The organism is Buttiauxella sp. JUb87 (genome assembly GCF_004361975.1).
Taxonomy (GTDB): domain Bacteria; phylum Pseudomonadota; class Gammaproteobacteria; order Enterobacterales; family Enterobacteriaceae; genus Buttiauxella; species Buttiauxella ferragutiae.
Genome location: NZ_SNVY01000006.1, coordinates 39,307 through 65,013 on the forward strand (window position 1 = coordinate 39,307; position 25,707 = coordinate 65,013).

At 49.2% G+C, this 25,707-nt stretch carries 19 protein-coding genes; 7 read left to right on the forward strand and 12 right to left on the reverse strand.

Annotated features, from left to right (window positions below):
- Positions 1–497 precede the first annotated feature (497 nt).
- From EC843_RS18250 to msrA, 6 genes are all read right to left on the reverse strand, one after another.
- A complete protein-coding gene (locus EC843_RS18250) occupies positions 498–1,037 on the reverse strand; it encodes a hypothetical protein (RefSeq protein WP_133522794.1) in 540 nt (179 codons plus the stop codon).
- Positions 1,038–1,158: 121 nt separating this feature from the next.
- On the reverse strand, positions 1,159–1,548 hold the full coding sequence (locus EC843_RS18255; RefSeq protein ID WP_133522795.1) for a VOC family protein: 390 nt from the start codon (positions 1,546–1,548) through the stop codon (positions 1,159–1,161).
- 253 nt (positions 1,549–1,801) lie between these two features.
- The gene (locus EC843_RS18260; protein WP_133522796.1) at positions 1,802–2,482 is read right to left on the reverse strand and encodes a hypothetical protein; all 681 of its coding nucleotides are present in this window, start codon (positions 2,480–2,482) and stop codon (positions 1,802–1,804) included.
- Positions 2,469–6,128, reverse strand: a complete 3,660-nt coding sequence (locus EC843_RS18265; RefSeq protein ID WP_133522797.1) for a VPA1269 family protein — start codon at positions 6,126–6,128, stop codon at positions 2,469–2,471. Before EC843_RS18265 ends, EC843_RS18260 begins: the two co-directional genes overlap by 14 nt.
- Before the next feature lie 22 nt (positions 6,129–6,150).
- Positions 6,151–7,626 carry a tyrosine-type recombinase/integrase gene (locus tag EC843_RS18270; RefSeq protein ID WP_166642078.1) on the reverse strand — a complete coding sequence of 492 codons (1,476 nt, stop codon included), beginning with the start codon at positions 7,624–7,626 and terminating at the stop codon, positions 6,151–6,153.
- A gap of 133 nt (positions 7,627–7,759) precedes the next feature.
- The gene (msrA, locus tag EC843_RS18275; protein ID WP_133522799.1) at positions 7,760–8,359 is read right to left on the reverse strand and encodes a peptide-methionine (S)-S-oxide reductase MsrA; all 600 of its coding nucleotides are present in this window, start codon (positions 8,357–8,359) and stop codon (positions 7,760–7,762) included.
- Between the two features lie 225 nt (positions 8,360–8,584).
- Between msrA and tamA the strand changes: the two genes are divergently transcribed.
- From tamA to EC843_RS18290, 3 genes are read left to right on the forward strand one after another with little or no spacing between them, the layout of a single operon-like run.
- Positions 8,585–10,318 (forward strand): autotransporter assembly complex protein TamA, encoded by a 1,734-nt coding sequence (gene tamA / locus EC843_RS18280; protein ID WP_064540607.1) that lies wholly within the window; start codon positions 8,585–8,587, stop codon positions 10,316–10,318.
- Positions 10,315–14,091, forward strand: coding sequence for a translocation/assembly module TamB domain-containing protein (locus EC843_RS18285; RefSeq protein WP_133522800.1), 3,777 nt, complete (start codon positions 10,315–10,317; stop codon positions 14,089–14,091). Before tamA ends, EC843_RS18285 begins: the two co-directional genes overlap by 4 nt.
- 2 nt (positions 14,092–14,093) lie before the next feature.
- A complete protein-coding gene (locus tag EC843_RS18290; RefSeq protein WP_064540601.1) occupies positions 14,094–14,429 on the forward strand; it encodes a gamma-glutamylcyclotransferase in 336 nt (111 codons plus the stop codon).
- A 70-nt stretch (positions 14,430–14,499) separates the two neighbouring features.
- Here EC843_RS18290 and EC843_RS18295 read toward each other — a convergent pair whose 3' ends face one another.
- The 6 genes from EC843_RS18295 to ppa all read right to left on the reverse strand — a co-directional run bounded on the left by EC843_RS18295 (position 14,500) and on the right by ppa (position 20,752).
- Positions 14,500–15,786 (reverse strand): ABC transporter substrate-binding protein, encoded by a 1,287-nt coding sequence (locus tag EC843_RS18295; RefSeq protein WP_133522801.1) that lies wholly within the window; start codon positions 15,784–15,786, stop codon positions 14,500–14,502.
- A gap of 19 nt (positions 15,787–15,805) precedes the next feature.
- On the reverse strand, positions 15,806–16,891 hold the full coding sequence (locus tag EC843_RS18300; RefSeq protein ID WP_133522802.1) for a cellulase family glycosylhydrolase: 1,086 nt from the start codon (positions 16,889–16,891) through the stop codon (positions 15,806–15,808).
- A 68-nt stretch (positions 16,892–16,959) separates the two neighbouring features.
- On the reverse strand, positions 16,960–18,087 hold the full coding sequence (locus EC843_RS18305; protein ID WP_133522803.1) for an ABC transporter ATP-binding protein: 1,128 nt from the start codon (positions 18,085–18,087) through the stop codon (positions 16,960–16,962).
- 12 nt (positions 18,088–18,099) lie between these two features.
- Positions 18,100–18,927 carry a carbohydrate ABC transporter permease gene (locus tag EC843_RS18310; protein WP_133522804.1) on the reverse strand — a complete coding sequence of 276 codons (828 nt, stop codon included), beginning with the start codon at positions 18,925–18,927 and terminating at the stop codon, positions 18,100–18,102.
- A complete protein-coding gene (locus tag EC843_RS18315; RefSeq protein WP_064540591.1) occupies positions 18,920–19,810 on the reverse strand; it encodes a sugar ABC transporter permease in 891 nt (296 codons plus the stop codon). Before EC843_RS18315 ends, EC843_RS18310 begins: the two co-directional genes overlap by 8 nt.
- Before the next feature lie 414 nt (positions 19,811–20,224).
- Complete coding sequence (gene ppa, locus EC843_RS18320; protein WP_064540588.1) at positions 20,225–20,752, reverse strand: inorganic diphosphatase; 528 nt, start codon at positions 20,750–20,752, stop codon at positions 20,225–20,227.
- A gap of 294 nt (positions 20,753–21,046) precedes the next feature.
- On the opposite strand from ppa, the gene ytfQ reads away from it, so the two are divergent.
- The 4 genes from ytfQ to yjfF all read left to right on the forward strand — a co-directional run bounded on the left by ytfQ (position 21,047) and on the right by yjfF (position 25,658).
- A complete protein-coding gene (gene ytfQ, locus EC843_RS18325) occupies positions 21,047–22,003 on the forward strand; it encodes a galactofuranose ABC transporter, galactofuranose-binding protein YtfQ (RefSeq protein ID WP_133522805.1) in 957 nt (318 codons plus the stop codon).
- 116 nt (positions 22,004–22,119) lie between these two features.
- Entirely contained in the window at positions 22,120–23,619 is a 1,500-nt protein-coding gene (ytfR, locus tag EC843_RS18330; protein WP_133522806.1) for a galactofuranose ABC transporter, ATP-binding protein YtfR, read from the forward strand.
- A 10-nt stretch (positions 23,620–23,629) separates the two neighbouring features.
- The gene (gene ytfT / locus EC843_RS18335; RefSeq protein WP_121814442.1) at positions 23,630–24,661 is read left to right on the forward strand and encodes a galactofuranose ABC transporter, ATP-binding protein YtfT; all 1,032 of its coding nucleotides are present in this window, start codon (positions 23,630–23,632) and stop codon (positions 24,659–24,661) included.
- The gene (yjfF, locus tag EC843_RS18340; RefSeq protein ID WP_121814441.1) at positions 24,648–25,658 is read left to right on the forward strand and encodes a galactofuranose ABC transporter, permease protein YjfF; all 1,011 of its coding nucleotides are present in this window, start codon (positions 24,648–24,650) and stop codon (positions 25,656–25,658) included. The genes ytfT and yjfF overlap by 14 nt, the downstream gene beginning before the upstream one ends.
- The last annotated feature ends 49 nt before the right edge of the window (positions 25,659–25,707 follow it).

Consider the following 25,707-nt stretch of genomic DNA (forward strand, 5'->3'; position numbering starts at 1 on the left):
TGACTCGATTGCAGATTTATGTCGGCGTTAATAAGTCAGATATATTGTTAAAGTCGCAACAATATACGTATGTCTAGCTGATGCTGACGCCATTGATCCCGATAGCTGCCATTGCAGTATCATGCGAAAAAATGCAAGGGTTGCCAATATTATGAATAACTGATCAAGTCATTTTTTACTATTAAACAGATGATAAATATAAATCGGTTCGTTACCAGAAGAAACAACACAGTTATCCTCCTTTGTGATGGGAGGAACAACAGCCGGACCAAACATAATACAGCCAGGCTGATTCCATCGTTGAATCCACAACCCCTGCGAGGCTGTCACATCTGCAATGCCAGAGTTGATCTCCAGCGAACTGCAGGCAACTGAATTGAGCAGAATTAAATGCTCATTTCAGTACCGACATTCATTTAACGATACGATTTTCACTCGTTCTGATTATTTTAATATCCGTTCAAGTACAGAAATTCATGATACCGTCTGAATTGTTGTTATTTCGCTTTTTCAGGGGGGGTGTCCGCATCACTGGTAGTTGTTTTTAAAGTTATCAGCGGCAGTTCATTGAATGCCACTTTCTTGTCTTTTAACTGTGCAACGAGCTCAGCAGTGACATCGTCTTCAAGGGCCACTGCCAGTGCGGCCTGCACAGGCATAATGGCAGTCACGCCTTTGTCCTTCATCCAGTTTTTTGCGCCTTCTTTTACCACCATCAGGACTTGCTGGTTCGCAGTCTGCTGTTCAATCTGCCACTGCATGTTCAGCGTCTGCTCATCGGCGGCAGTTGCCTGTTGAAGCTTCTCTTCTGAAAGCGTGCTGTAACTGCCTCTGGCTTTTTCAGCACCCGACAGCAGGTTTTCATGTACCGCTTTCAGATGGCTGGCTTTCTGATCGGCAAGACCGGACTCTTTCAGCACACGCTCCATATCCACAAAGCGTATTTCGGATTTAGCAGCAGAGAAATCATTGCAGCCACCAATAAGCAGGGTGCTGCACAGGAAAGCCATCAATGGTAGTGCTCTATGTTTGTTCATTTTTTCACTCATCAAAACTGGAGGAAGGCTAGCCGCCCGCAAGGGAGCAGTAAGCCGCTTGTTACCTGACGATTATAGTCTTCAATCCAGAGTTCGGTAATCGCAGGTATTACAGAGAATGTTATACCGCCACGGTAATCATCCAGCTCACCCCGAACTTATCGGTCAGCATACCAAAGGCAGGGCTAAAGAAACTTGGAGCTAATGGAACAATGGTAACTCCTTCAGTGACCAGATTATTAAAGCAGTTTTTTGCTTCTTCAACAGTTTGGACACCCAGTGACACCGAAAAACCTGAGTGAAGTGCGTCTTCCACTCCGTCAGACATCTGCAAGATAATTTTTCCGTCAATACTGACATCGGTATGCTGAACGGCATCAGGATTTTTAGCCGCGGTGACACATGCGCCAAAATGATGGATAACACCGACTTCCCCACCAAGTGCGTCAGCATAAAAATGTGCTGCTTCTTTGCAGCGACCATTATAAAACACGTATGGTTTTACGTTCATTTATCAGTTTCTATATTAATAGTACAGGCGCTGAATAGTACAGGTAGGAAATTATGCACCTTAGCCAAATTGTGCGGAGTTAAGGTAGTTATAGGCTGAACACGTATTGTGATATGACGGACGTTGATTCCTGAACTACCAGTGCCATATTTGTAGCCATGGCACTTCTTGGTTATTCAAAGCGTTGCAGAGGGCAATACCCAGATTTTCTCATATCGCAATTCATCGAGGCTGGAAGTCTGGCGTCAATCACCTAGCCCAGGAATTTAGTGATAAATTCAAACTGTGATGGTGTCAGAACCACCACATCTCCCGAGGGGCGTTTAAGTATCAACCCGGTTCGGGAATTTATGGTTTCGGTCTGCAGGGTTTTAATGTATTCCCCAAGTTTAAGCAATGACCGTATAGCCACTTTTAGTTCTTCATCATTATTGTTTGTCGGGTACTGTATTGTCAGATGCCCTTTTGTGTTTCCCCTGTCAATGGCTTCCACTAAACTGACAGGATCTGCTTTGGTCAGTTTTTCCTGTAAAAAACGAAGTTCCTGGTACCGACTTTCGACCATCTCAAGGCGTGTTCTTAAATGCGAGATGTACATTTTCACTCGCGAAGACAAATTCTCTTCTGGCCAGGAAGCAGGTTCATTTGATTTCGACAACGATTGTTGGCGGGGGCTGTCTTTACCCCTGTAATACTCGGTGATCCTCGCCGCTATATAGCGTTTAAGGTTTGCATTATTTTGAATACTTTGCTTTTTGGGGCCGCCGAACTGACTTTCAGTCACATCCCCTACCCTGGAGTAATTCATCATTCCCCTCGCAGAAGCAATAAAGTCACATGCCATCCTTACATTATTTAACCCGCGCATTCCCTTAGCATTAATCGTTGACTTCAGTTCTTCAAAAATAGCAGCAGACGATTCAGCTGAGTACATTTTTACCTCCATCCTGAGCCGTGAGAGCCAGGAATTCAGGAAGAAGGGTTTCTATGGAAAATGAAGCCCCCTGGTTTATGGCTTTGTTGAATACTTCGTTCAGGAAATCTTCCAGGCGAACATAATCTGACTCATTTAACATCCCGGCTCTTAACCCCGTCCGGTTATCAATCGCATTCTGAATACTCTCTGTACCGACGCATGAAACCATGGCCTCTGCCATCAGAAGTGCAACTTTGTCCCGGGCAGCATCATCGGGAATGGTAAACAGTAACTGTTGAGGATTATCGTGCGCCATAATGTTATTCAGGAAGTCTCTCATTTGATAACGGGTCAGTTCACTGCATTGGTAAACTCCCCCTGAAAAATGTGCTCCCAGCATTGACTGACGAACGAGCTCAAATTCACCAGCCTTCTGAAAATGAAACTCAATTCTGGATTCAAGATCATCTTTTGTCCCCGGAGAAATGAGCAGCATCGATTTACCGGCTGATGCCTGTGGGTGTTTCTTCAGATACTCCACAAAAGGTTCAAGCATTTCAGCTGATCTCGTTGCCATTTCTCTACGATTCATCCATTCCCTGACCAGAGGTTCAGTTTCACTTTCCAGTGACTCAAGTTGAGCCATCAATTCCTGCAACCGGGACTGGTTTTCAAATGAGGCATCTTGTGAAAAGTGAAGTGCTTTGATCTCATTGGCTATGAACGACTGTTTTTTCCCCAGACTACGAATTTGTATAAATAAATCATTGATAACTTGTTGATGTTGAAACAGATGTGCAGGTGTGGTGCAGAAAAAACGACAGTTTCCACATCGTCCCTCTGTACTGGTGTACTGAATGCTGTCGTTAATAATGGAAACTTGTCCTTGCTGGCATTCGAGACCGCCAACTGGGCATATGCCCCCGGGGCGGGAAACAAATCCTCTGTACTCTTCTTCCTGGTCAGAGCCAGAAACAGAATTTGATTGTTTGTTGCGGGTGATAAATTGCGTATTGTTTTTGAGTATATCTTCAGCAATTTCGTTGAAATTACTGAAGTAATCACTTTTCCGCACCTGTGAGGACATAATTTTATGGACAAAATCTGATGTCATTTTATTGTAGTACAATGTCATGACGGGAGTTGTGTGGCCTACAATCATCTGAACGATAGGCCAGGGAACACCGATCTCCATCAGATAAGAAACGCCGTAGACACGGAAACTATGGATATCGTAAAGACAGACTCTGTTGTGAAAGGATGAACCCGCATGTTCGCCGATATGACTGCGCGTAAGACTGACATCCATGCCATATTCTTCTTTTAGTTGCTTTTCAGTATGGACCGCAATGGCGTTAAGCAGATAACTAAGTTTCATTTTCGTGGGAGGCACAAAATAGGGCGTTCCATTTTCTCTATAGTAGGGGGTGGAAAGGTCTCTGAATATAGGTGTAAAAAATGGCAGCTCCTTGTCATTTTCCATTCTTTTATTCAACCGTTCACTTGACCAGTCAATGAACGTTATTGGTTCAGGGTTTGGGTCGTATTGTTGTATCCATTTTATTTGCGCCTCAATAATTTCATACGGTCTGTTCAAATATTGCTTCTGTTGAGTTAGATCAGCAATATCAATATCTGGGTTTAGTAAATCTCCAGTTGGCCACCATAATTCATAGCCTCTTTTATTATCCGGATCCCACATCTGAGTCTTATTTGTATTAACATAAATGCAATATGTGTTATCTGAGAACCAGTCATTGACAATGGGTTGAAGAACACCGGTTGGTCTGCCATTAAAAGAAAGGTGAGTTGTCCCTGAAGGATATTTTCGATCTTTTAGCTTATGAGAGTTACTGACGTATTTTTTTTCGTCAATATCCCAGATGTAAGGATCGAGCAATCCTTGATCCAACCATGATGCCTGTTTTTTCCGAAGAGGAAGAATGAGCAATAAGGCGAGCAGGTTGGTTCGTGAAGGAGAGAATATCCATTCATTCATTTTTGTCTCTGGATTGAATTGCACAATCCAGTCATTTTTCAAAATTTCTTTTGCCAGGGAATAGGTGGGTATACCATTTTCATCCGGAGAAAGTAGAGTATGGAGCATTGCTGCATGAATATTATTAGGAATACGAGTGCGCGTTGTTGTATAGCCTGATCTCTTCTTGCTGTTTTTGAAAGGATTATTTATCGTCCGGAAGGGATCTTCTTGTATTATACCGGATTCGGGGCTACAGAGGGTCACTACCCTGAATGATGATTCCACCTGATTCCAGAGACCCCAGTGTGAGGATGTTTTACTTCTGATAAATGCATACAAGGTATCCGTGCGGCCGGGATTTCCAGAGTCACGTAAATCGGTGGCAATAATGTCAGAAGGTGAAGGGAAACGTCTTTCCATCCAGGCCCATTCGAGTGTCGTGCGTAAAAGGTTTATCTCACCATCAACGGTGTGAGTACGATTATCTTTGAGTGTTTTAGCGAAGATAAGCCAGGCTTCTGGCAGATCTGATTCCTGTTTACACCATTCATAACTCCATTTTACCGGCTTTTTATTTCTTCGGGCTTTCAATCCATTCAGTAAAGTCAGTGGAAATGACGGTAATTCTTCTTCTGTCTGGAATTCCTTCAGTCTTTTCGTTAAAAGCGGATCCGTGTATTTGTAGTATGGACCATAAGCGGCAGTAATTAATTCCCGAATATTTTGTGGTATATCATGCAGCGTTCTGAGTGTGGATGCACTTATAAGCCGGTAAGCCAACGTCTCATGGTCGGTTCTGCCCCATTTCCAGTTCTCAGGCCACATCTGGTATACTCTGGAGCGAATGATGTCGTTGGCATGCCAGCATTCTTTACTGACATAAACAGGTGGAAACATCAAATAACCCCGGGCAAAAAGAATGCCAAGCAGCATTTGCATGCTCAGGCGGAATTTATACCAAACCCTGGCATGTTTATTATCCGGAGTATACGTTTCAGGGATAGCGATCCTGCCTTCAGTCAGTTGTTCGACTTTTTTAAAGAAATCAGGTGAACAGGGGCCTTCTCTTCGCGATATTTGCAATTCCTGATTAAGATCAAGATTTGCAATAAGACAGATAATATCGTCAATTGTTAATTTTTGTTCCACCCAACGCGCGATATTAAATTTCAGCCATGGGTGAAGTAACAACCGTAACCCTGTAACATACGCAAAATCGGAGGATTCACAGTTGGTGTAGGTCTCAATAATGAGCTCGCAAAAATAATTTTTCTGCTCTACTGGTGTTTTTTTTTGTTTTTTAAGCCATAAGTAAAAATCATCCCATGAGGTTCTTAAAGAGGGAGGATGTGGTAGCACTTCCTTTATACTCCTGCGAATATGCTGGAAAGAGTAATGAGCTCGGACGGTATGATTGACTGAAAAAATAGATGGGAATGGATATCTATCGCTGTCGATGATGCTAAGTATTTCCTTTTCGAATCGTGTAATGCCATTATTTTCATCTTTTTCATGAAGATAATTGATAATCATGTCATTTATGTTTTCCGGGGAAATATCACAATTAGTTATAACAAACTGATGAGTTTCAATATTGAAATATATTGAATCACCCGACCAAAACCCGGTTGCTTCAAAGAGTCCAGATGTATCCCGGGTTACAGAAAAGCTCTTTTTTTCCATAAACCAGCCCTCTTATTTTTGGTTAAAGTTGATTCCAGCTTTCAGGAACGTTTAATCGTGGTGCTGAGGGCATAATCAGATATTTAAATTCTTCTGTTTGTAATCGGTTTAAAATTGCTTCAGTGATGGCATTTCGCACATCTGCAGAGCGTAAATGGTAATAGACCTGTGTAGAGCTCACGGATGCGTGGTGCATCAGTGTTCTTGTCATCTCCAGAGGAAGTTGGAGTACTGATGCGCAATAGGCACCATACATGTGTCTAAGCGCATGGGGTGAAAGGCCACTATTGCCGAGGCCGATACGCGTAAGGGCTGTCTTCCAGGCACTTCTGATGGCTTGCAGCGTAAGTGGAGTGCCATACAATGTTTTTACCTGAGTGATAAACAACCACGGATGCCACGGCCACCCGCCCGGTTTATTAAAAAAATTGTCAGACACGTATTCCTGATAAGCTTTCTGGAATCGGTATCCAAATGCGGGTTCAATCCAGAACAATTCGTTCCAAGTTGTATAACGGCCGTCAATGATGCAGGATTCCCCGCTGTCGGAAAATGTCATACCTTTAAACCCTGCATGGTCCCGTCCACGTTTCCCCATCGTTCGTGGCATAATCTGAAAAAGATCCGGACGTGTTTTTTTAAAGATCTCATTGCGAAAACAGTCTTCCATATACTGGAGCCGATTTCCGGTTACCTGACGTCCATCTTTATACCAACTGATAATACCTGTTTCGGGATCTGCAAGCCTGATCCGAGGGACACCATCCTTATTTATACCAAGAACATCTTCATAGAATAAATGCAATGTTTCGCTTTGTCTTAATGATCCTCCTGCCATTAATAGCCATAGCATCTGATCTCTTGGATTTCTGGTCGCTTCAATTAATGGGACAAACATTTCGACAGGAAATGCTTTTGGTATAATATGGCTATCAACACAAAATCGTTGATGATCAATTTTCACATTATACTTATACACCTTTTGTTTGTGAATTTTTGCCGGGTGTAGATGAATGAGTAGGTCGAATTTTTTGCGTTGTCTGAACTTAAGATTTACCTGATATCTCGTCATGAAACATTCTTCATTGGGATTAAGATGCAGCGCCTTGTTGAATGTTGTATTCCATTTATCAAAGAGGTTGATGGAGTGGAGATATTTTTTCAGTGTGGATGAACGTCTGTTTGGCTTCCATCCTAAAAGTTGCGAGCCTTTTCGTTTCGCTTCCAGAAAATCAGAAATAAGATTGAGAGATTGTGTTTCATTCAGAGATTCATTGCCATATTTACGATAGCAAAATTCATAAAGCTGCATAACTGAACGGATGTGTTGTTCCAGTGTGGAAGGTGTTACTCCTTCTTCCAGTAGCCAGTATACCCATTGATTGATGACATATCCGGGTTTCCCGTCCTGAAGAATGACCAGCGGTACAGGTCGCCCTGGAAACTCAATGGTGTAAATCCACTCAATCTGCCATGCAGTGTTCTCAATATGCATCATAAAACCCCTCAAGAGAGTATAAAGAGTATAGCTACATATCTTGTATAGAAAACCTGGGAGCACAAAAAATGAAATGGCAGAAAGCATCAAAATAAACGATGTTTTGCCCTCTTATGAGTGCAATCAGTATAGTTCAACATCTACACATAAGGTTTTTATGCAGATATTGCTGGTGGTCGTCCTCGGCATAGTAGAACGGACCGGCGTTGGCAATTTCAGTTGTGACGCGGCGCTCATCACCAGCCAATGCCATAGCGTCCTGGAAACGCTCAAAACTGGCGCGGGCGGCAGCATCTTGCTCAGGTGTGAGGGGGTAAATCGCCGAGCGATATTGGGTGCCGACATCACCGCCCTGGCGCATGCCCTGAGCCGGATCGTGATTTTCCCAGAACAGTTGCAGCAATTGCTCATAGCTGATGACTTGTGGGTCGTACACCACGCGCACCGCTTCGGTGTGGCCCGTCATCCCGCTACATACTTCACGGTAAGTTGGATTGGGCGTAAAGCCGCCAGCGTAACCTGCGGCGGTGCTATAAACCCCCGGCAGTTGCCAGAACAAACGTTCAACGCCCCAGAAACAACCCATCGCAAAATAAGCTATTTCCATCCCATCTGGTACATTTGTCATGGAATGCTCGTTAACTGCATGTAAAGCGGCGATCGGCATCGGGGTGTTGCGGCCTGGCAACGCTTCAGACTGGGTCACGGGATGGTTTTTCTCAAATAATTTCATCAGTCATGCTCTCCCGATATCGGTAAAATTTAGTAACAACCGTCAAGCGGTTGTAACGCGGCGAGTTATTTCAGACAATAACCCAGCATTATGAGACTACAGTACATATAAGAATTATTTGGGTTATTGTGCAGTTTTCAACCCTAATTGTTGTAATTTTGTTAAGCCTAAGGCGGCGATAACGTTTCCTTCCAGGGGTGGGAACAAGGATATTCAGGAGAAAACGTGCCACAAATCCGTATATTTTGCTCGGCCTGTTTGTGCCTGGTAAGCACGTGGGCGGGAGCTGCCAACGTACGTTTACAGGTTGATGGGTTAAGCGGCGAGCTACAAAAAAACGTTCGTGCGCAACTTTCTACCATCCAAAGTGATGAAGTGACGCCGGACCGGCGTTTTCGCGCGCGTGTGGATGACGCCATCCGTAATGGTTTGAAAGCGCTCGGATATTACGAACCAACCATTGAATTTGACCTGCGGCCACCACCGGCTAAAGGGCGACAGGTATTGATTGCCAAAGTCGATCCCGGCCCGCCAGTGTTGATTGGCGGCACTGACGTGATTCTGCGCGGCGGTGCGCGTACCGATAAAGATTACATTGCATTATTGGCCGACCGCCCGAAAATTGGCACCGTTCTCAATCACCACGATTACGACAGCTTCAAAAAAGATCTTTCCAATATTGCGGTACGGAAAGGCTACTTCGACAGTGAATTCCTCAAAAGCCAACTCGGGGTTTCCCTTGAGCGCCGCCGGGCGTACTGGGACATCGATTACAACAGCGGTGAGCGCTACCGTTTTGGTGACGTGACTTTCCAGGGCTCACAAATTCGCGAAGATTACCTGCAAAATCTGGTGCCTTTTAAAGAGGGCGATTACTACACCTCAAGTGATTTGGCAGAGCTAAACCGCCGCTTATCGGCGACAGGCTGGTTTAATTCGGTGGTGGTGGCGCCGGAATTCGACAAAGCTCGCAAAACCAAAGTATTGCCATTGCAGGGCGTCGTTTCCCCAAGAACTGAAAACACCATTGAAACCGGTGTGGGTTATTCCACTGACGTTGGGCCGCGCGTCAAAGCGTCGTGGAAAAAACCGTGGATGAACTCTTACGGCCACAGCCTGACCAGCAGCATCAGCCTTTCTGCGCCTGAGCAAATCATTGATTTCAGCTACAAAATGCCATTGCTCAAAAACCCGCTGGAACAATATTATCTGGTGCAGGGTGGCTTTAAAGCGACAGATTTAAACGATACCAAGTCCGATTCCAGCACCCTTGCGGTTTCACGATTCTGGGATTTATCCAGCGGGTGGCAGCACGCCATCAACCTGCGCTGGAGCCTCGACCACTTTACTCAGGCAGACGTGACTAACACCACGATGCTGCTTTATCCGGGTTTAAGCCTCAGCCGTACTCGCTCGCGTGGTGGCCTGATGCCCACCTGGGGTGATTCACAGCGTTATTCGCTAGACGTTTCCGACACCATGTGGGGTTCGGATGTCGACTTCGCGGTGATTCAGGCACAACAAGTCTGGATTCGAACCTTGCAGGAAAAACACCGCTTTGTGGTGCGTGGCAACGTCGGTTGGATTGAAACCAATGACTTCGACAAAGTCCCACCTGACTTGCGCTTCTTTGCCGGTGGTGACCGCAGTATTCGCGGTTATTCCTACAAATCCATCTCCCCTGAGAACGACAAAGGTGAACTGACGGGTGCCTCAAAATTAGTCACCGGTTCACTGGAATATCAATACAACGTGACCGGGAAATGGTGGGGTGCGGTGTTTGTCGACTCCGGCGAAGCGGTCGATGACATTAAAAAGAGCAACTTTAAAACTGGCGCAGGGTTCGGTGTGCGCTGGCAGTCACCGGTTGGGCCAATCAAGCTCGATTTAGCCGTTCCGGTGGGCGATAAAGATGAACACGGTTTACAGTTTTACATCGGTTTGGGGCCTGAACTATGAGTCGTTGGAAGAAGATAAGCCTCGCGGTGTTATTTTTTGTGGTGCTGCTGATTGGGGCGGTGGGCTTCCTGGTGGGAACTACCACTGGGCTACACGTCTTATTTAACGCCGCCAACCGTTGGGTACCTGGGCTGGATATTGCCAGCGTCACAGGCGGCTGGCGCAATCTGACTATCAAAGGCCTGCGCTACCAACAGCCGGGCGTCAACGTCACGGCGGGTGAAATTAACCTGGCGGTTAAACTTGGCTGCCTGCGCGACAGCAGTTTGTGCGTGAATAATCTCTCACTCAAAGATATCGACGTGGTGGTCGATAGCAAAAAAATGCCGCCGTCAGCACCTGTTCAGGAAGAGGACACTGGCCCACTCAATCTCACCACGCCGTATCCCATCACCCTGAGTCGTTTTGCGCTTAATAACGTCAATCTCAAAATTGATAACACCACCGTTTCGGTGATGGAGTTTACCTCTGGCCTGAACTGGCAGGAACGTAATGTCACGCTGACGCCGACCAACCTTGAAGGCTTGCTGATTGCGCTGCCGAAAGTCGCCAAAGTGGCGCAAGAAGAGGTAGTTGAGCCGAAGATCCAGAACCCGCAGCCGGAAGAATTACCGCTGGGTGAAACGCTCAGGCAGCTGTTTGAAAAGCCTGTTTTACCTGAAATGACCGATGTGCATTTGCCGCTGAATCTGAATATTCAGGAGTTTCGTGGCTCGCAGCTGCGCCTGACTGGCGACACCGATTTGTTGGTCAGCAGCCTGTTGTTAAAAGTCAGCAGTATCGACGGTTCTTTGAAGCTCGATGCGCTGGATGTCGACTCTTCGCAAGGCCAGGTCAATGCCACCGGTAGCGCGGAATTGCGCGATAAATGGCCGGTAGATTTAACCCTGAACACCACGCTGAACATCGATCCGATAAAAGGCGAAAAGGTGAAAATGAAGATCGGCGGCGAGCTGCGGGATGTGCTGAAAGTTGGCGTCAATCTTTCAGGACCGGTCGATATGGAACTTACCGCGCATACCCAGCTTGCCGTGGCCGGTTTGCCACTCAATCTGGAAGTGGTCAGCAAGCAGCTTTACTGGCCGTTTACCGGTAAAAAAGAGTACCAGGCAGACAATCTCAAACTGAAATTCAGCGGCAAAATGACCGATTACGCGCTGTCATTCCGTAGCGATGTGAAAGGCGAACAAATCCCGCCCGCCACTATCACGCTCGACAGCAAAGGCAACGAACAACAGCTTAAGCTCGACAAATTGCGCATTGCGGCGCTGCAAGGCAATACCGACCTGAAAGCGGTGCTTGACTGGAGCAAAGCGATTAGCTGGCGCGGTGAGCTAAAACTCGATGGTATCAATACCGCGAAGCAATTCCCTGACTGGCCCGCAAAGCTTGACGGCCTGGTGAAAACCAGCGGCAGTTTGTATGGCGGCAGCTGGCAGGTGGATGTGTCAGAACTGAAGCTCGCCGGTAACGTCAAAAATAACAAAGTGAATGTGGCCGGGAAGCTTAAAGGCAACAGCTACATGCAGTGGAAAATCCCTGGCTTGCATGTTGAGCTTGGGCGAAACAGTGCTGATGTTAAAGGGGAATTAGGGCCGAAAGAGCTGGCGCTGGATGCCAATATTGATGCGCCGAATCTCGACAATGCTTTGCCAGGCCTGGGCGGCACCGCGAAAGGGACGATTAAAGTCCGTGGTGATGTCAAAGCCCCGCAATTGCTGGCGGATGTAACAGCGAATAATCTGCGCTGGCAGGAGCTGTCCATTGCGCGGGTTCTATTGAAAGGTGACGTCAAATCCACCGATCAAATCGCCGGTAACCTGGATCTGCGTGTCGAGCGTGTTTCCCAGCCAGGCGTCGACATCAACCTCGCCACGCTGGTAGCAAAAGGTTCTGAAAAACAGCATCAGTTGCAATTGCGGATTCAGGGCGAGCCGGTTTCCGGACAACTCGACTTAAGCGGCAGTTTCTCTCGTGCAGAAGAACGCTGGCGCGGCAACCTGACCAACACGCGCTTTGAAACGCCGGTTGGCCCGTGGTCGCTCAACCGCGCTCTGGCACTCGATTACCGCAATAAAGAACAGAAGATCAATATTGGTGCGCATTGCTGGACTAACCCGAATGCCGAGCTTTGCGTGCCGCAACCGATTGATGCGGGCGCGAAAGGGCGAGCTGTCGTCAACCTGAATCGCTTTGATCTGGCGATGCTCAAACCGTTTATGCCGGAAGATACCCAGGCCGTGGGCACCTTTAGTGGCCGCGCGGATGTGAGCTGGGACAGTGAATCTAAGGGGTTGCCGCAAGGCAACGTCACGCTGCAAGGCAACGGCGTGAAAGTCACACAAGTGGTCAACGACAGCCCACTGTTGGTGGCGTTTGATACGCTGAATCTGAATGCGGAACTGAAAAATAACCAGGCGCAGCTTGGCTGGATGATCCGCGTCGCGCAAAACGGCCAGTTTGATGGCCAGGTGCAAATTACCGATCCACAAGGCCGCCGTAATCTGGGCGGTAACGTGAATATGCGTAACTTTGATTTGGCGATCGCCAACTCGATTTTCTCACGCGGGGAAAAAGCTGCCGGGAAGCTGAATGCGAATTTACGCCTGGCGGGTAACGTCGAGCGTCCGCAACTGTTCGGGCAATTGCAGCTGAACGGCATCGATGTCGACGGTAACTTTATGCCGTTTGATATGCAGCCAAGCCAGGTGGCGATGAACTTTAACGGCACCAATTCCACGCTGGTGGGGACGGTGCGCACCAAAAAGGGTGATATCGCGCTTAATGGTGACGCGGACTGGACGCAAATCGACAACTGGCGGGCGCGTGTGGCGGCGAAAGGCAATAAGGTGCGCATTACGGTGCCACCGATGGTGCGCCTCGATGTCTCGCCTGATGTTGAGTTTGTGGCGACGCCAAGCCTGTTCACACTCGATGGTCGCGTCGATATTCCCTGGGCGCGTATCGTGGTGCATGACGTGCCTGAAAGCTCGGTCGGCGTTTCCAGTGACGAGGTGATGCTGGATCAAAACCTCAAGCCAATTAAACCGCAAACCGCGGGTATTCCGATCAACAGTAATCTGGTTATCCACGTTGGTGATAACGTGCGCCTGGATGCGTTTGGTTTGAAAGCGCGTTTGAACGGCGATTTGAAAATGGTTCAGGATAAGCAAGGGCTCGGTCTTAACGGGCAGATCAATATTCCCGAAGGGCGCTTCCACGCTTACGGACAGGATCTGATCGTGCGCAAAGGCATCCTGCTGTTCTCGGGGCCACCGGATCAACCATTGCTGAATATCGAGGCGATTCGTAACCCTGAATCTACCGAAAACGACGTTATTGCCGGTGTTCGTGTCACAGGAACGGCTGATGAACCGAAAGCTGAAATATTTTCGGACCCAGCCATGTCACAGCAAGAAGCCTTGTCCTACCTGCTTCGCGGCCAGGGTTTAGACAATTCTGGTGACGATGGCAACGCCATGACATCCATGCTTGTCGGTTTGGGGGTTGCACAAAGTGGTCAGGTTGTGGGTAAAATCGGCGAGACGTTTGGCGTAAGCAATCTGGCGCTGGACACCGCAGGGGTGGGGGATTCCTCACAAGTGGTGGTCAGTGGCTACGTACTGCCAGGTCTCCAGGTAAAATATGGCGTGGGTATTTTTGACTCGTTGGCGACACTAACACTGCGCTATCGCCTGATGCCTAAGTTGTATCTGGAAGCTGTGTCTGGTATCGATCAGGCACTTGATCTGCTTTATCAGTTTGAGTTTTAGCAATGCGAATATTTGTTTACGGCAGTTTACGACGCAAGCAAGGTAACAGCCACTGGATGACCAACGCCCAGTGGCTTGGGGATCATCATGTCGAAAATTACGCCTTATACAATCTTGGCCATTATCCGGGAGTTGTGCCGGGTGAAGGTTCAGTTGTGGGCGAAGTGTATCGCATAGATGCTTCAACACTTTCCGAGCTCGATGCCTTGCGCACCAAGGGTGGTGAGTATAAACGTCAGCTAATTCAGACACCTTACGGGAGTGCATGGATGTATGTTTACCAACGGCAGGTGGATGGATTAACCCGCATTGAAAGCGGAGACTGGGTAGACCGGTAACCGTCCTGCGATCGCTCTCACCCTCTGTCAGCGGGCATGATTTCTGCTGACAAGAGGGTGAACTTTCACCTTAGCGCATGATGCGTTTTAATATTCTGTTCACCTGCTGTTCAAATTCCGTCGCGGCTTGATCGACGGTTTTCTTACCGTAATCAATCGCTTCTCTGGCGTTGTCGAACAGGGTGACAAACTGCCCATCTTCCAGTTGTGGCAATGTAGCCGAAGCATTAGGGAGTTTTGCCGATTGTGCGAGCCCCTGAATAACAGGATCGTTATCCTGCCAGATCCCGGCGTCACGCAGTGCTTTTTCCCCGGTTTGACTCAATGGTGCCCCACGTTCAAGGCCAACAGGCACCACGCCTTCCTTTTCATTGAGCAGGAAATTGAGCAGCAATGCGGCTTCTTTTGGATGCTTTGTGTGACGACTTATCGAATACATCAGCGCGGTTTTACGAAACTGTCCGGCATCTTTCGCGCCAGGGAGCATCGGGTAGGGGCCCATGACCAATTTGTCAGGAAGAATCAGGTTCCCGGCTTCAGCGGTATACAACGCATTCCAGTTATAAACACCACCCCATTCGCCATTGATCCAGGGCTTCATTTCATAGTTGATACCTTTGCCGAAAGAAGCAATTTGCTTCATGTTCGGGGCGACATGCGCGTCCATCAGGCTTTTGTAAAAGGTTAACCCTTCAACCAGCTCCTCATGACTCCAGGCAAATGTTTTACTCTCAACGTCTATCATCTCTTTCTGGTACTTCTGGTACATGTAAGAACGCACCAGCATCAGCGCATCTTGTTCTGATAAGACGAGGGGGAAATAGTTATCGCCGAGTTTCTCTTTAAACTGTTGACCCGCAGCACGTAATTCATCCCAGGTAGTAGGGAACGGAACGCCTGCTTTTTCCCAGGTATGTGCGTTGTAATAGAACAACATGACATTGCTGGAAATGGGCATCGCATTCACTTTGCCGTTAACCGTGGTGGTGGTGAGTGACTCAGGGGAATAGTGCTCTAACCCGACCTCTTTACTGACTTTGTTGAGATCGTAGAAACCATCTCCGGTGCGGGAAAGCAGCGTCAGCCAGTTCCAGTTAGTCTGGATAACATCTGCTTCCGTGCCGCTGTTGAGCTGCGTGGTGACACGAGAGGAATAGCCGTCCCAACCGGTATATTCTGCTTTAACTTTGATGCTGGGGTAGCGTACTTCGAATGCCTTCAGGGCTTCCAGGGTGGCGACGTTACGGGATTTTCCGCCCCACCAGGAGAAGCGCAGTTCCACTTGCTCGCTGCTGAAAGCCAGCGATGCATTGCCAAGCGTGCAACAGACCAGTAAAAAAAGAAGTGCTGTCTTCATGGTTCCATCCTCAATGTGATTAACCGCGAGCTCTCTTATGTCGGCAAGCCGTTAAGAGGCTAACCAGGCGCATTTCTTCTTCGTTCCACGGATTTCCCCGATCGTTTAGAACATCGTGAAACCATAACGATTGCGGATCGGGATGTGTTTTGTTGACACCGGTCCAGGGGATCCAGGTTTGGGTTTTACCCTGTACCAATCCCCACTGGTAGCAACCCGCGTCATAAGCGGCGAACAACGGCAGTTGCTCGCTGAAGGTGCAGTCCATATGCCGCGCCAGCCACTCGGTACAAAGCACAGGACGATTGAGTTGTGACAGGTGGTGCAATGCCGTGAGCTGATAGTTTGCGGGAACATAGGCGTGATAGCTGATGATGTCTGAAAGCTGAAGCGCTGCGGTATCGATCGGATGCCCAAACAACGTGTTGCTTTCAATGTCGAGATGCCACGCGGCAACCGTCAGCGGTTGAGAAGGGCCGACCTCACGGGCCCAGCGAAAGGCGTTAATCATCAGTTGTAGCGCGAACTCCTCAATCCTGATGTCGGCCTCCCCGGATTCGGTGGCGCTCACGTTGATGCCACGATTGCCCGGTTCGTTGTACAGATCCCAGATGGCGACCCGTTCATCGTGTTTAAAGCGTTCAATGACGTCACGGATATAGGCTTCCACCGCTGGCCAGCGACTGGGATCCATCACAATTCCACGCCCAGGGCTTGCCGCAGCCTGACTGTTATGCACGCCTGGGCGAGGGGGTTTTTGCGGGCCGAGGAACGGCTCATCGCCGGAAAAGGCGCAATCGTCCATCAGCGTCAGCATCACCTGAATCTGGTGTTTCGCCGCCAGTTCGAGGAAAGTGTCGATGCGATTTAGTAGCCCGTCTCGATCGTGTTCCCAGACGATAAACGGCAGGTTGGTGCGCAGGGCGTTATAGCCATGACGCCGCGCCCAGCCCAGTTCCTGATCGATAGTTTGCGGATCGAAGGTGTCGGCTTGCCACATTTCCGTCCAGTTCACGCTGGTTCGCGGCAGATAGTTGAATCCACACGTCCAGCCGTGCTGCTCCTGCCAGGCCTGCGCCTGTGATGGTGTCCATTGAAAATGCATACGATGCTCCTGTTAGTCAGAATACTGCGTACGGCTCTATCCCCGAAAAAATGCGATATTGCCCTGTATTACAAAGAGATATTCTTTTCACTTTCGGCGTCAAAGAGATGGCATTCTTCCATGTTGAAGCGGAACCAAACCGGACAGTTTAACCCGCCCTCGATGATCGTCTTTGCCTCTTCGGCGGTGACGCGGGCGGTGAGTTCGACGTCTGCGACGGCGAGGTAGAGAAAGAATTCGTGCCCCATATTTTCAGTACGGATAAGCGTTCCCTCCGCGCCTTCGCTGGCAAACGGCTGCGCTGACACCATCACCGCTTCAGGGCGAATACCGAAAAAAACGTTTTTATCGACAAAGGGGGCGACTTTCTTCTGCTGGCTGGCATTCAGCGCCAGCGTGTTTTGGCCAACCGTGATGTGAAGCAAACCCTCTTTACGAATGATTTTGGTGGGTTTGATGTTCATTTCCGGCGAGCCGATAAAGCCCGCCACAAAGATATTCAGCGGGGCGTGATAGAGGTTATCCGGGGTATCAACCTGCATGATATGGCCTTGTTTCATCACGCAGATCCTGTCGCCCATGGTCATCGCTTCCGTCTGATCGTGAGTCACATAAACGGTGGTGGCCGGGCTGCCAGACAGCTTCAGTTGCTTGTGGAGATCGGAAATTCGGATGCGCATGGAGGCGCGCAACTTCGCATCAAGATTGGAAAGCGGTTCATCGAACAGAAACACATCCGGCTTTTTGACGATGGCGCGCCCTACGGCGACACGCTGGGCCTGACCACCGGAGAGCTGGCGCGGCAGGCTATCGAGCAGCTCTTCCAGTTCGAGTATTTTCGCCGCTTCATTCACCTGCTGAGCGATTCTTTCTTTGGGCAGCTTTGCGAGCTTAAGGCCGAAGGCCAGATTCTCGCGCACCGTCATATGCGGGTAGAGCGCATAGTTCTGGAATACCATCGCGATACCCCGCGCTTTAGGTGCAAGGTTATTGACGATTTTTTCACCAATATAAATTTCACCTCCGCTGACGGTTTCTAACCCGGCCAGCATTCGCAGAGTCGTGGATTTAGCGCAGCCGGATGGCCCGACAATCACCATAAATTCGCCGTCGGCGATATGCAGGTCGATGCCGTTGACGGCTCTGAACCCGTTGGAATAGATTTTTTCCACGTTCTTGAAAGTGACTGAAGCCACAATATTTTCCCCTTAACCTTTAATACCGCTACTGGACACGCCCTGGATGAAGTAACGCTGTGCCAGGAAGAAGACGATGATGGAGGGTATAAGCGCGATACACGACATCGCGAGTATTTCGTTCCACGGAGCCCCTTCGCTGACGTCTATCGACATTTTCAGCGCCAGGGAGATGGGGTATTTGTCAACGCTATAGACGTAGATCAATGGCCCCAGGAAGTCGTTCATCGACCACATAAACTGAAATAGCGCGACGGAGATAATGGCGGGTTTAAGAATGGGAACGACCACATACCACAGCACCTGTGCTGAGTTGCAGCCATCGATTTGCGCCGCCTCTTCCATATCACGCGGCACGCCACGCAAAAACTGGATGAGCAGGAACACAAAAAAGCCTTGTGTGGCGAAGGCGGTAGGCAGATACAGCGGCAAATAGCTGTTAAGCATCCCCATTTCACGAAACATCAGGTACTGCGGGATGAGCAACACCGTGCCTGGCAGTAACATGGTGGCGATAAGGGCAGAGAACCAGAATGTCTTCCACGGGATCTCGAATCGGGCGAAGCCGTAGGCCACCACCGTGGAAGAGATAATGGTGAGGATCACTTTTGGGATCACGAACTTAAAGGTGTTAAGCATGTAATGACCAAAGTTATATTCGGTGCCGGTTTTCCAGCCGTTGATAAAACCGTCCCAGGTCAGGTTTGAGGGCCACAGGCTCAGGTTGGTGAATATTTCATTGTTGGGTTTGAGCGAGGCAGAAAACATCCACGCCAGCGGGTAGAGCATCAGCAGCCCGATAAACAGCAAGATAAAATAGCGAACGCTACGGTTAACCATTTTTGCCTCCCTTATCGGCGGAATAAAACACCCAGTATTTCGACGACTTGAATAAACAGCAGGCAAAGAGCGCGACCAATATAAACAGCGCCCAGGCCAGCGCCGCAGCGTAACCAATATCAAAGTATTTAAATGCGGTGTCGTAGATATAGAGCGAGAACAGATAGGTGTAATACGTTGGCCCGCCGTCTGTAATGACGTATGGCGCGGTAAACTCCTGGAAGGTATTAGTGGTCTGCATAATAAAGTTAAAGAAAATCACCGGGGTAATTAGAGGGATCGTTACTTTGGTGAACATCTGCCAGCGGGTTGCGCCGTCAATCATGGCCGCTTCATATTGCGATTGTGGAACGTTCTGAAGCGCTGCGAGGAAGATAACCATTGAAGAGCCGAACTGCCACACCTGTAATAGTGTCACAGAGAGTAAGGCCAGAGGCGGCTCGCCAAACCAGTTGATCGGTGTTGTGCCAAACAGGCTGAGAAAACTGTTCAACAGGCCATCGATGGAAAAAAGCGCCCGCCACAGCACCGCGATGGCAATGGAGCTGCCAAGAATCGAAGGGATGTAAAAAGCCGTGCGGAAAAAGCCAATACCGCGAAGTTTAAAATTCAGGACAAACGCGACGCCTAGTGCAAATGCTAGCTTTAAGGGAACGGTTAAAAATACATAGGTGATGGTGACCGCGACAGATTTCCAGAACAGCGTATCGTCGGTCAGCATATAACGGTAATTTTCTATCCCGTTAAATGTGGGGGGAGTCATTAAGTCATATTCGGTGAAGCTAAGCAGGAATGAAGAGACAAACGGGAAAAGGGTGAAGACAAACAATCCGATTATATAAGGTGATATCCAGGCAAGACCTAATAATTTATTTTCATTCATAAGAATCTCAAATTAATAATTATTTTATATGGTTCATTTTCCGGGTCGCTGTGATGAATGCGTCATCAAATGACAGGGTGGTAGGCATAGATAACGGTATTGAAGCTTTTGAGCTGTGAATCTCGCAGCGGGTGAATAAGGCATGTCGCGAGCTAATATCGATTAGCTCACATTGCTATTTCAGAGTAAACAATATCAGTGTCTATTTTGTGAACGGGCACGCACTGTGGATTAATAAAATGGAGAAATATAAATTATTTGTATTGTTATATATTACCAATAACGTGAAGGTATAATAGATAAAAATAATTAATTAATCTTGTCGGTTATTTATTACATCAATTATTCGCAAAAAAAACAGCACCCGGTTTGGGTGCTGTTGAGTTGCTGGCGGAAATTCCGCTACAAGAATGATTACTTCTTAGCGCGCTCGAAGGAAGCAATGATTTCTGCTTTAGCCGCTGCTGCGTTGTCCCAGCCTTCAACTTTAACCCATTTGCCTTTCTCGAGAGCTTTGTACTGCTCGAAGAAATGGGAGATCTGCGCTTTCAGCAGTTCTGGCAGGTCGTTCACATCTTTAATGTGATCGTATTCTTTGCTCAGTTTGGTGTGCGGAACCGCAACCAGCTTGGCATCTTCGCCCGCTTCGTCGGTCATTTTCAACACGCCAACTGGACGGCAGCGAATCACAGAACCTGGTTGCAGTGGGTACGGAGTTGGAACCAGAACGTCAACCGGGTCACCATCTAAAGACAGAGTGTGGTTGATGTAGCCGTAGTTGCACGGATAGAACATTGCAGTGGACATGAAACGGTCAACAAACAGCGCGCCGGTGTCTTTATCAATTTCATATTTGATAGGGTCAGCGTTCGCTGGGATTTCGATAACAACGTAGATGTCTTCCGGCATATCTTTGCCCGCAGGGACGTTGAGTAAGCTCATGTCTTTTTCCTTTAAACTGATGTCATTCAAGTGCCGCGTATTATAGCTAACTCGATTTAAATGTCTTCGCCTCTTTTTGCCTTCACTTCTCACCCGCACCCGTTTCCAGAACCTTCCGACACCGGAAAAATCCATAAACATAGCCGTATTATTAATAAAATTGTGTAAGCGGTTACAAGCTTGCAGGTGACTTGTTTGAATTGTGATGTAACTCATTCTGTTACGCCGCACGTCGACTATAGTTTTTTTCGAAGTCCACAATTTAACCAACAATAACCCTACGAGGATGTACCTATGTGGAAGCGCTTACTTTTGGTCTCAGCTGTCTCCGCAGCCATGTCGTCTATGGCGATAGCGGCTCCGTTAACGGTCGGATTTTCGCAGGTAGGTTCTGAATCCGGCTGGCGCGCAGCAGAAACGTCCGTTGCAAAGAGCGAAGCTCAAAAACGTGGAATCACGCTGAAAATCGCCGATGGCCAACAAAAACAAGAAAACCAGATTAAAGCTGTACGTTCATTTATCGCCCAGGGCGTAGACGCCATCTTCATTGCGCCAATCGTCGCCACGGGTTGGGAGCCGGTATTACAAGAAGCAAAAGAGGCAAAAATCCCGGTATTCCTGCTCGACCGTAATATCGATGTTAAAGATAAATCGCTGTATATGACCGTCGTCACTGCCAACAACGTGCTGGAAGGCCAGCTCATTGGCGAATGGTTGCTCAAAGAGTTGAACGGCAAAGCGTGTAACGTGGTTGAGCTGCAAGGCACCGTGGGTGCGAGCGTAGCAATCGACCGTAAAAAAGGTTTTGCGGACGCCATTTCGAAAGCATCTAACGTGAAAATCATCCGTTCTCAGTCTGGTGACTTTACCCGCAGCAAAGGTAAAGAAGTTATGGAGAGCTTCATCAAAGCTGAGGACAACGGCAAAAACATCTGCATGGTTTACGCGCATAACGATGACATGGTGATCGGGGCGATTCAGGCGATTAAAGAAGCGGGTCTGAAACCAGGCAAAGATATTCTGACTGGTTCAATCGATGGCGTGCCGGACATCTACAAAGCGATGATGGATGGCGAAGCTAACGCCAGTGTTGAGCTGACGCCAAACATGGCAGGCCCGGCGTTTGACGCACTCGAGAAATTCAAGAAAGACGGCACCATGCCGGAAAAAGTGACCATCACTAAATCAACGCTGTACCTCCCGGATACCGCGAAAGAAGAGCTAGAGAAGAAAAAATCGATGGGCTACTAAGCTGCTTTACCCCTCACCCTAGCCCTCTCTCCTAAGGGGAGAGGGGATTGGATCGAGTGTGGTTTGATTTTTCCCCCTCTCTCTTTTAGGGAGAGGGTTGGGGTGAGGGTCTAATAATGAACACAAACAATCAGGAAATTCTGCGCACGGAAGGCTTATCGAAACATTTCCCAGGGGTTAAGGCGCTCGACAAAGTGGACTTTAGCCTTAATCGTGGCGAAATCATGGCGCTACTGGGTGAAAACGGAGCAGGGAAATCAACGCTTATCAAAGCCCTTACCGGCGTTTATCAGCGCGATAGCGGCAATATTTACCTCGAAGGTGAGCTTATCTCGCCAAAAAACACCGCCCACGCCCAGCAACTCGGTATCGGCACGGTGTACCAGGAAGTTAACCTGCTGCCGAACATGTCGGTGGCAGACAATCTGTTTATTGGCCGCGAGCCGCGTCGCTTTGGTTTTTTACAGCGCAAAGAGATGGAAAAGCGCGCCACCCGCTTGATGGAATCCTACGGATTTTCGCTGGATGTTTCCGAGCCGCTGAACCGCTATTCCGTGGCGATGCAGCAGATCGTCGCGATCTGCCGCGCCATTGATCTGTCAGCCAAAGTGTTGATCCTTGATGAACCGACCGCCAGCCTCGATACCAAAGAGGTCGAAATGCTGTTCACTCTGATGCGTCAGCTGCGCGATCAGGGCGTCAGCCTGATCTTTGTCACTCACTTTCTCGATCAGGTTTATGAAGTTACCGACAGGATCACCGTTCTGCGCAACGGCGCGTTTGTCGGCACGCGCAAAACCGCCGAGTTACCGCAGATCGAGCTGGTCAAAATGATGTTAGGTCGTGAGCTGGAAACCAACGCATTGAACCGCGCAGGCCGCACCTTACTAAGCGATAAGCCCGTTGCAGCGTTCAAAGATTTCGGCAAGAAAGGGGTGATCAACCCGTTCAATCTTGAAGTCCGCCCCGGTGAGATCGTCGGCCTGGCGGGCTTATTAGGATCGGGTCGCACCGAAACCGCCGAAGTGATATTTGGGATCAAGCCCGCAGACAGCGGTAATGCGTGGATCAAAGGCAAGCAACAATCGCTGCGATCGCCGCATAAAGCCTCGTCGCTCGGGATTGGTTTTTGCCCGGAAGACAGGAAAACCGACGGCATTATTGCCGCCGCCTCGGTACGCGAAAACATCATTCTGGCATTGCAGGCCCAGCGCGGCTGGCTGCGCCCTATCCCTAAGCGTGAGCAGTATCAGATAGCCGAACGGTTTATCCGCCAGTTGGGTATTCGCACGCCGGGCCCGGATCAGCCAATCGAATTTCTCTCCGGCGGCAACCAGCAGAAAGTTCTGCTGTCGCGCTGGTTGCTGACCAAACCGCAATTCCTGATCCTCGACGAACCGACGCGTGGGATCGACGTTGGCGCACATGCTGAAATTATCCGTCTGATCGAAACGCTGTGTGCCGATGGACTGGCGCTGTTGGTTATCTCTTCCGAACTCGAAGAGCTGGTGGGGTATGCGGATCGCGTGATCATCATGCGTGACCGGCAGCAAGTGGCGGAGATCCCGCTCGCTGAGCTTTCCGTATCGGCAATTATGAATGCCATTGCGGCATAAGGAGTTAAACGTGATGCCTCGTTCATTGCCGCAGGCCGAAGTTGAAAAGCCGAAGCGCAGTTTTCGCTGGCCACCAGGCATTCCGCAACTGGTCGCATTGGTGCTGGTGTTGCTGGTTGATAGCCTGGTCGCCAACCATTTCTTCGATATTGTGGTGCAAAACGGGCGGTTATTTGGCAGCCCGATAGACATTCTTAACCGTGCGGCACCGGTCGCATTATTAGCCATTGGCATGACGCTGGTGATCGCCACCGGCGGTATCGATCTTTCCGTTGGCGCAGTGATGGCGATTGCAGGTGCCACGGCGGCAACGTTAACCGTCGATGGGCACAGCCTGACGGTGGTGATCCTCTCTGCACTTGGTGTCGGTATTCTGGCGGGTTTGTGGAACGGAATTTTGGTAGCGATCCTCAAGATTCAGCCGTTTGTCGCGACACTTATCCTGATGGTTGCCGGGCGCGGTGTGGCGCAACTGATTACTGCCGGGCAAATCGTCACCTTCAACTCGCCCAACCTTTCATACCTTGGCAGCGGCGCGCTGTTCTTCTTCCCAACGCCGGTGATTATCGTGCTGGCAACGCTGCTGGTTTTCTGGCTATTCACCCGTAAAACGGCGCTGGGCCTGTTTATTGAATCGGTTGGGATTAACATCCGCGCGGCGAAAAACGCCGGGGTGAATACGCGCCTCGTCGTGATGCTGACCTACGTGCTCAGCGGCCTGTGCGCTGCAATTGCCGGGATCATCGTCACCGCAGATATTCGCGGTGCCGATGCCAACAACGCCGGATTGTGGCTGGAGCTGGACGCCATTTTGGCGGTGGTGATCGGTGGCGGTTCGTTAATGGGTGGGCGCTTTAACATCGCGCTCTCCGTGATTGGCGCGCTGATTATCCAGGGGATGAACACTGGCATTCTGCTTTCTGGTTTCCCGCCTGAGCTTAACCAGGTGGTGAAAGCAGTGGTGGTGATGTGCGTGCTGATTGTTCAGTCACCGCGTTTTATTGCTTTGCTCAAAGGACTCCGTCGCCATGATCAAACGTAACTTGCCGTTGATGATTACCCTGGCGGTGTTTGTGCTGGGGTATCTGTACTGCCTGACGCAATTCCCCGGTTTTGCCTCAACGCGGGTAATTTGCAATATTCTGACTGATAACGCGTTTCTGGGAATTATCGCCGTCGGCATGACCTTTGTGATCCTCTCTGGCGGCATCGATCTTTCGGTCGGTTCGGTGATCGCCTTTACCGGGGTATTCCTCGCCAAAGCGATCGGCTTCTGGGGGTTATCGCCGCTGGTGGCTTTCCCGCTGGTGCTGGCAATGGGTTGTGCCTTTGGCGCGTTTATGGGGCTGCTGATTGATGGGCTGAAAATCCCCGCTTTTATCATTACGCTCGCTGGAATGTTCTTCCTGCGCGGGGTTAGCTATCTGGTGTCCGAAGAGTCCATTCCCATTGATCACCCGATTTACGACACGCTTTCCAACCTCGCCTGGCGCATTCCTGGTGGCGGCCGTTTAAGTGCCATGGGGCTGCTGATGTTAGCCGTAGTAGTGATCGGCATTTTCCTTGCGCACCGTACCCGCTTTGGTAACCAGGTTTATGCGATTGGCGGCAACGCCACTTCAGCAAACCTGATGGGGATTTCCACACGCAGCACCACCATCCGCATTTATATGCTTTCAACCGGGCTTGCCACGCTCGCCGGAATTGTGTTTTCGCTCTATACCTCAGCGGGTTATGCGCTGGCTGGGATGGGCGTTGAACTAGATGCGATTGCTTCGGTGGTTATCGGCGGCACACTGTTAAGTGGTGGAGTCGGAACGGTGCTGGGCACGCTGTTTGGCGTGGCGATTCAGGGGCTGATTCAGACCTACATCAACTTCGACGGCACGCTCAGTTCGTGGTGGACGAAAATCGCCATCGGCATTTTGCTGTTTATTTTCATCGCCCTACAGCGCGGCCTGACAGTGCTGTGGGAAAACCGCCAGAGCTCGCCAGTGAAGCGTGTTGATGTGAAGCCGAACAAAGCTCAATCGCTTTGATTAAACTTTCCCCGGTGATGGCCGATAACACACCCATCGTTCTGTCACC

Coding starts and splice junctions, on each gene's coding strand:
- ytfR (WP_133522806.1), top strand. CDS start 22,120: ATGAACACAAACAATCAGGAAATTCTGCGCACGGAAGGCTTATCGAAA.
- EC843_RS18295 (WP_133522801.1), bottom strand. CDS start 15,786: ATGAAGACAGCACTTCTTTTTTTACTGGTCTGTTGCACGCTTGGCAAT.
- ytfQ (WP_133522805.1), top strand. CDS start 21,047: ATGTGGAAGCGCTTACTTTTGGTCTCAGCTGTCTCCGCAGCCATGTCG.
- EC843_RS18260 (WP_133522796.1), bottom strand. CDS start 2,482: ATGTACTCAGCTGAATCGTCTGCTGCTATTTTTGAAGAACTGAAGTCA.
- EC843_RS18310 (WP_133522804.1), bottom strand. CDS start 18,927: ATGGTTAACCGTAGCGTTCGCTATTTTATCTTGCTGTTTATCGGGCTG.
- EC843_RS18300 (WP_133522802.1), bottom strand. CDS start 16,891: ATGCATTTTCAATGGACACCATCACAGGCGCAGGCCTGGCAGGAGCAG.
- EC843_RS18285 (WP_133522800.1), top strand. CDS start 10,315: ATGAGTCGTTGGAAGAAGATAAGCCTCGCGGTGTTATTTTTTGTGGTG.
- EC843_RS18255 (WP_133522795.1), bottom strand. CDS start 1,548: ATGAACGTAAAACCATACGTGTTTTATAATGGTCGCTGCAAAGAAGCA.
- EC843_RS18270 (WP_166642078.1), bottom strand. CDS start 7,626: ATGATGCATATTGAGAACACTGCATGGCAGATTGAGTGGATTTACACC.
- EC843_RS18315 (WP_064540591.1), bottom strand. CDS start 19,810: ATGAATGAAAATAAATTATTAGGTCTTGCCTGGATATCACCTTATATA.
- yjfF (WP_121814441.1), top strand. CDS start 24,648: ATGATCAAACGTAACTTGCCGTTGATGATTACCCTGGCGGTGTTTGTG.
- EC843_RS18250 (WP_133522794.1), bottom strand. CDS start 1,037: ATGAACAAACATAGAGCACTACCATTGATGGCTTTCCTGTGCAGCACC.
- EC843_RS18290 (WP_064540601.1), top strand. CDS start 14,094: ATGCGAATATTTGTTTACGGCAGTTTACGACGCAAGCAAGGTAACAGC.
- EC843_RS18265 (WP_133522797.1), bottom strand. CDS start 6,128: ATGGAAAAAAAGAGCTTTTCTGTAACCCGGGATACATCTGGACTCTTT.
- ppa (WP_064540588.1), bottom strand. CDS start 20,752: ATGAGCTTACTCAACGTCCCTGCGGGCAAAGATATGCCGGAAGACATC.
- msrA (WP_133522799.1), bottom strand. CDS start 8,359: ATGAAATTATTTGAGAAAAACCATCCCGTGACCCAGTCTGAAGCGTTG.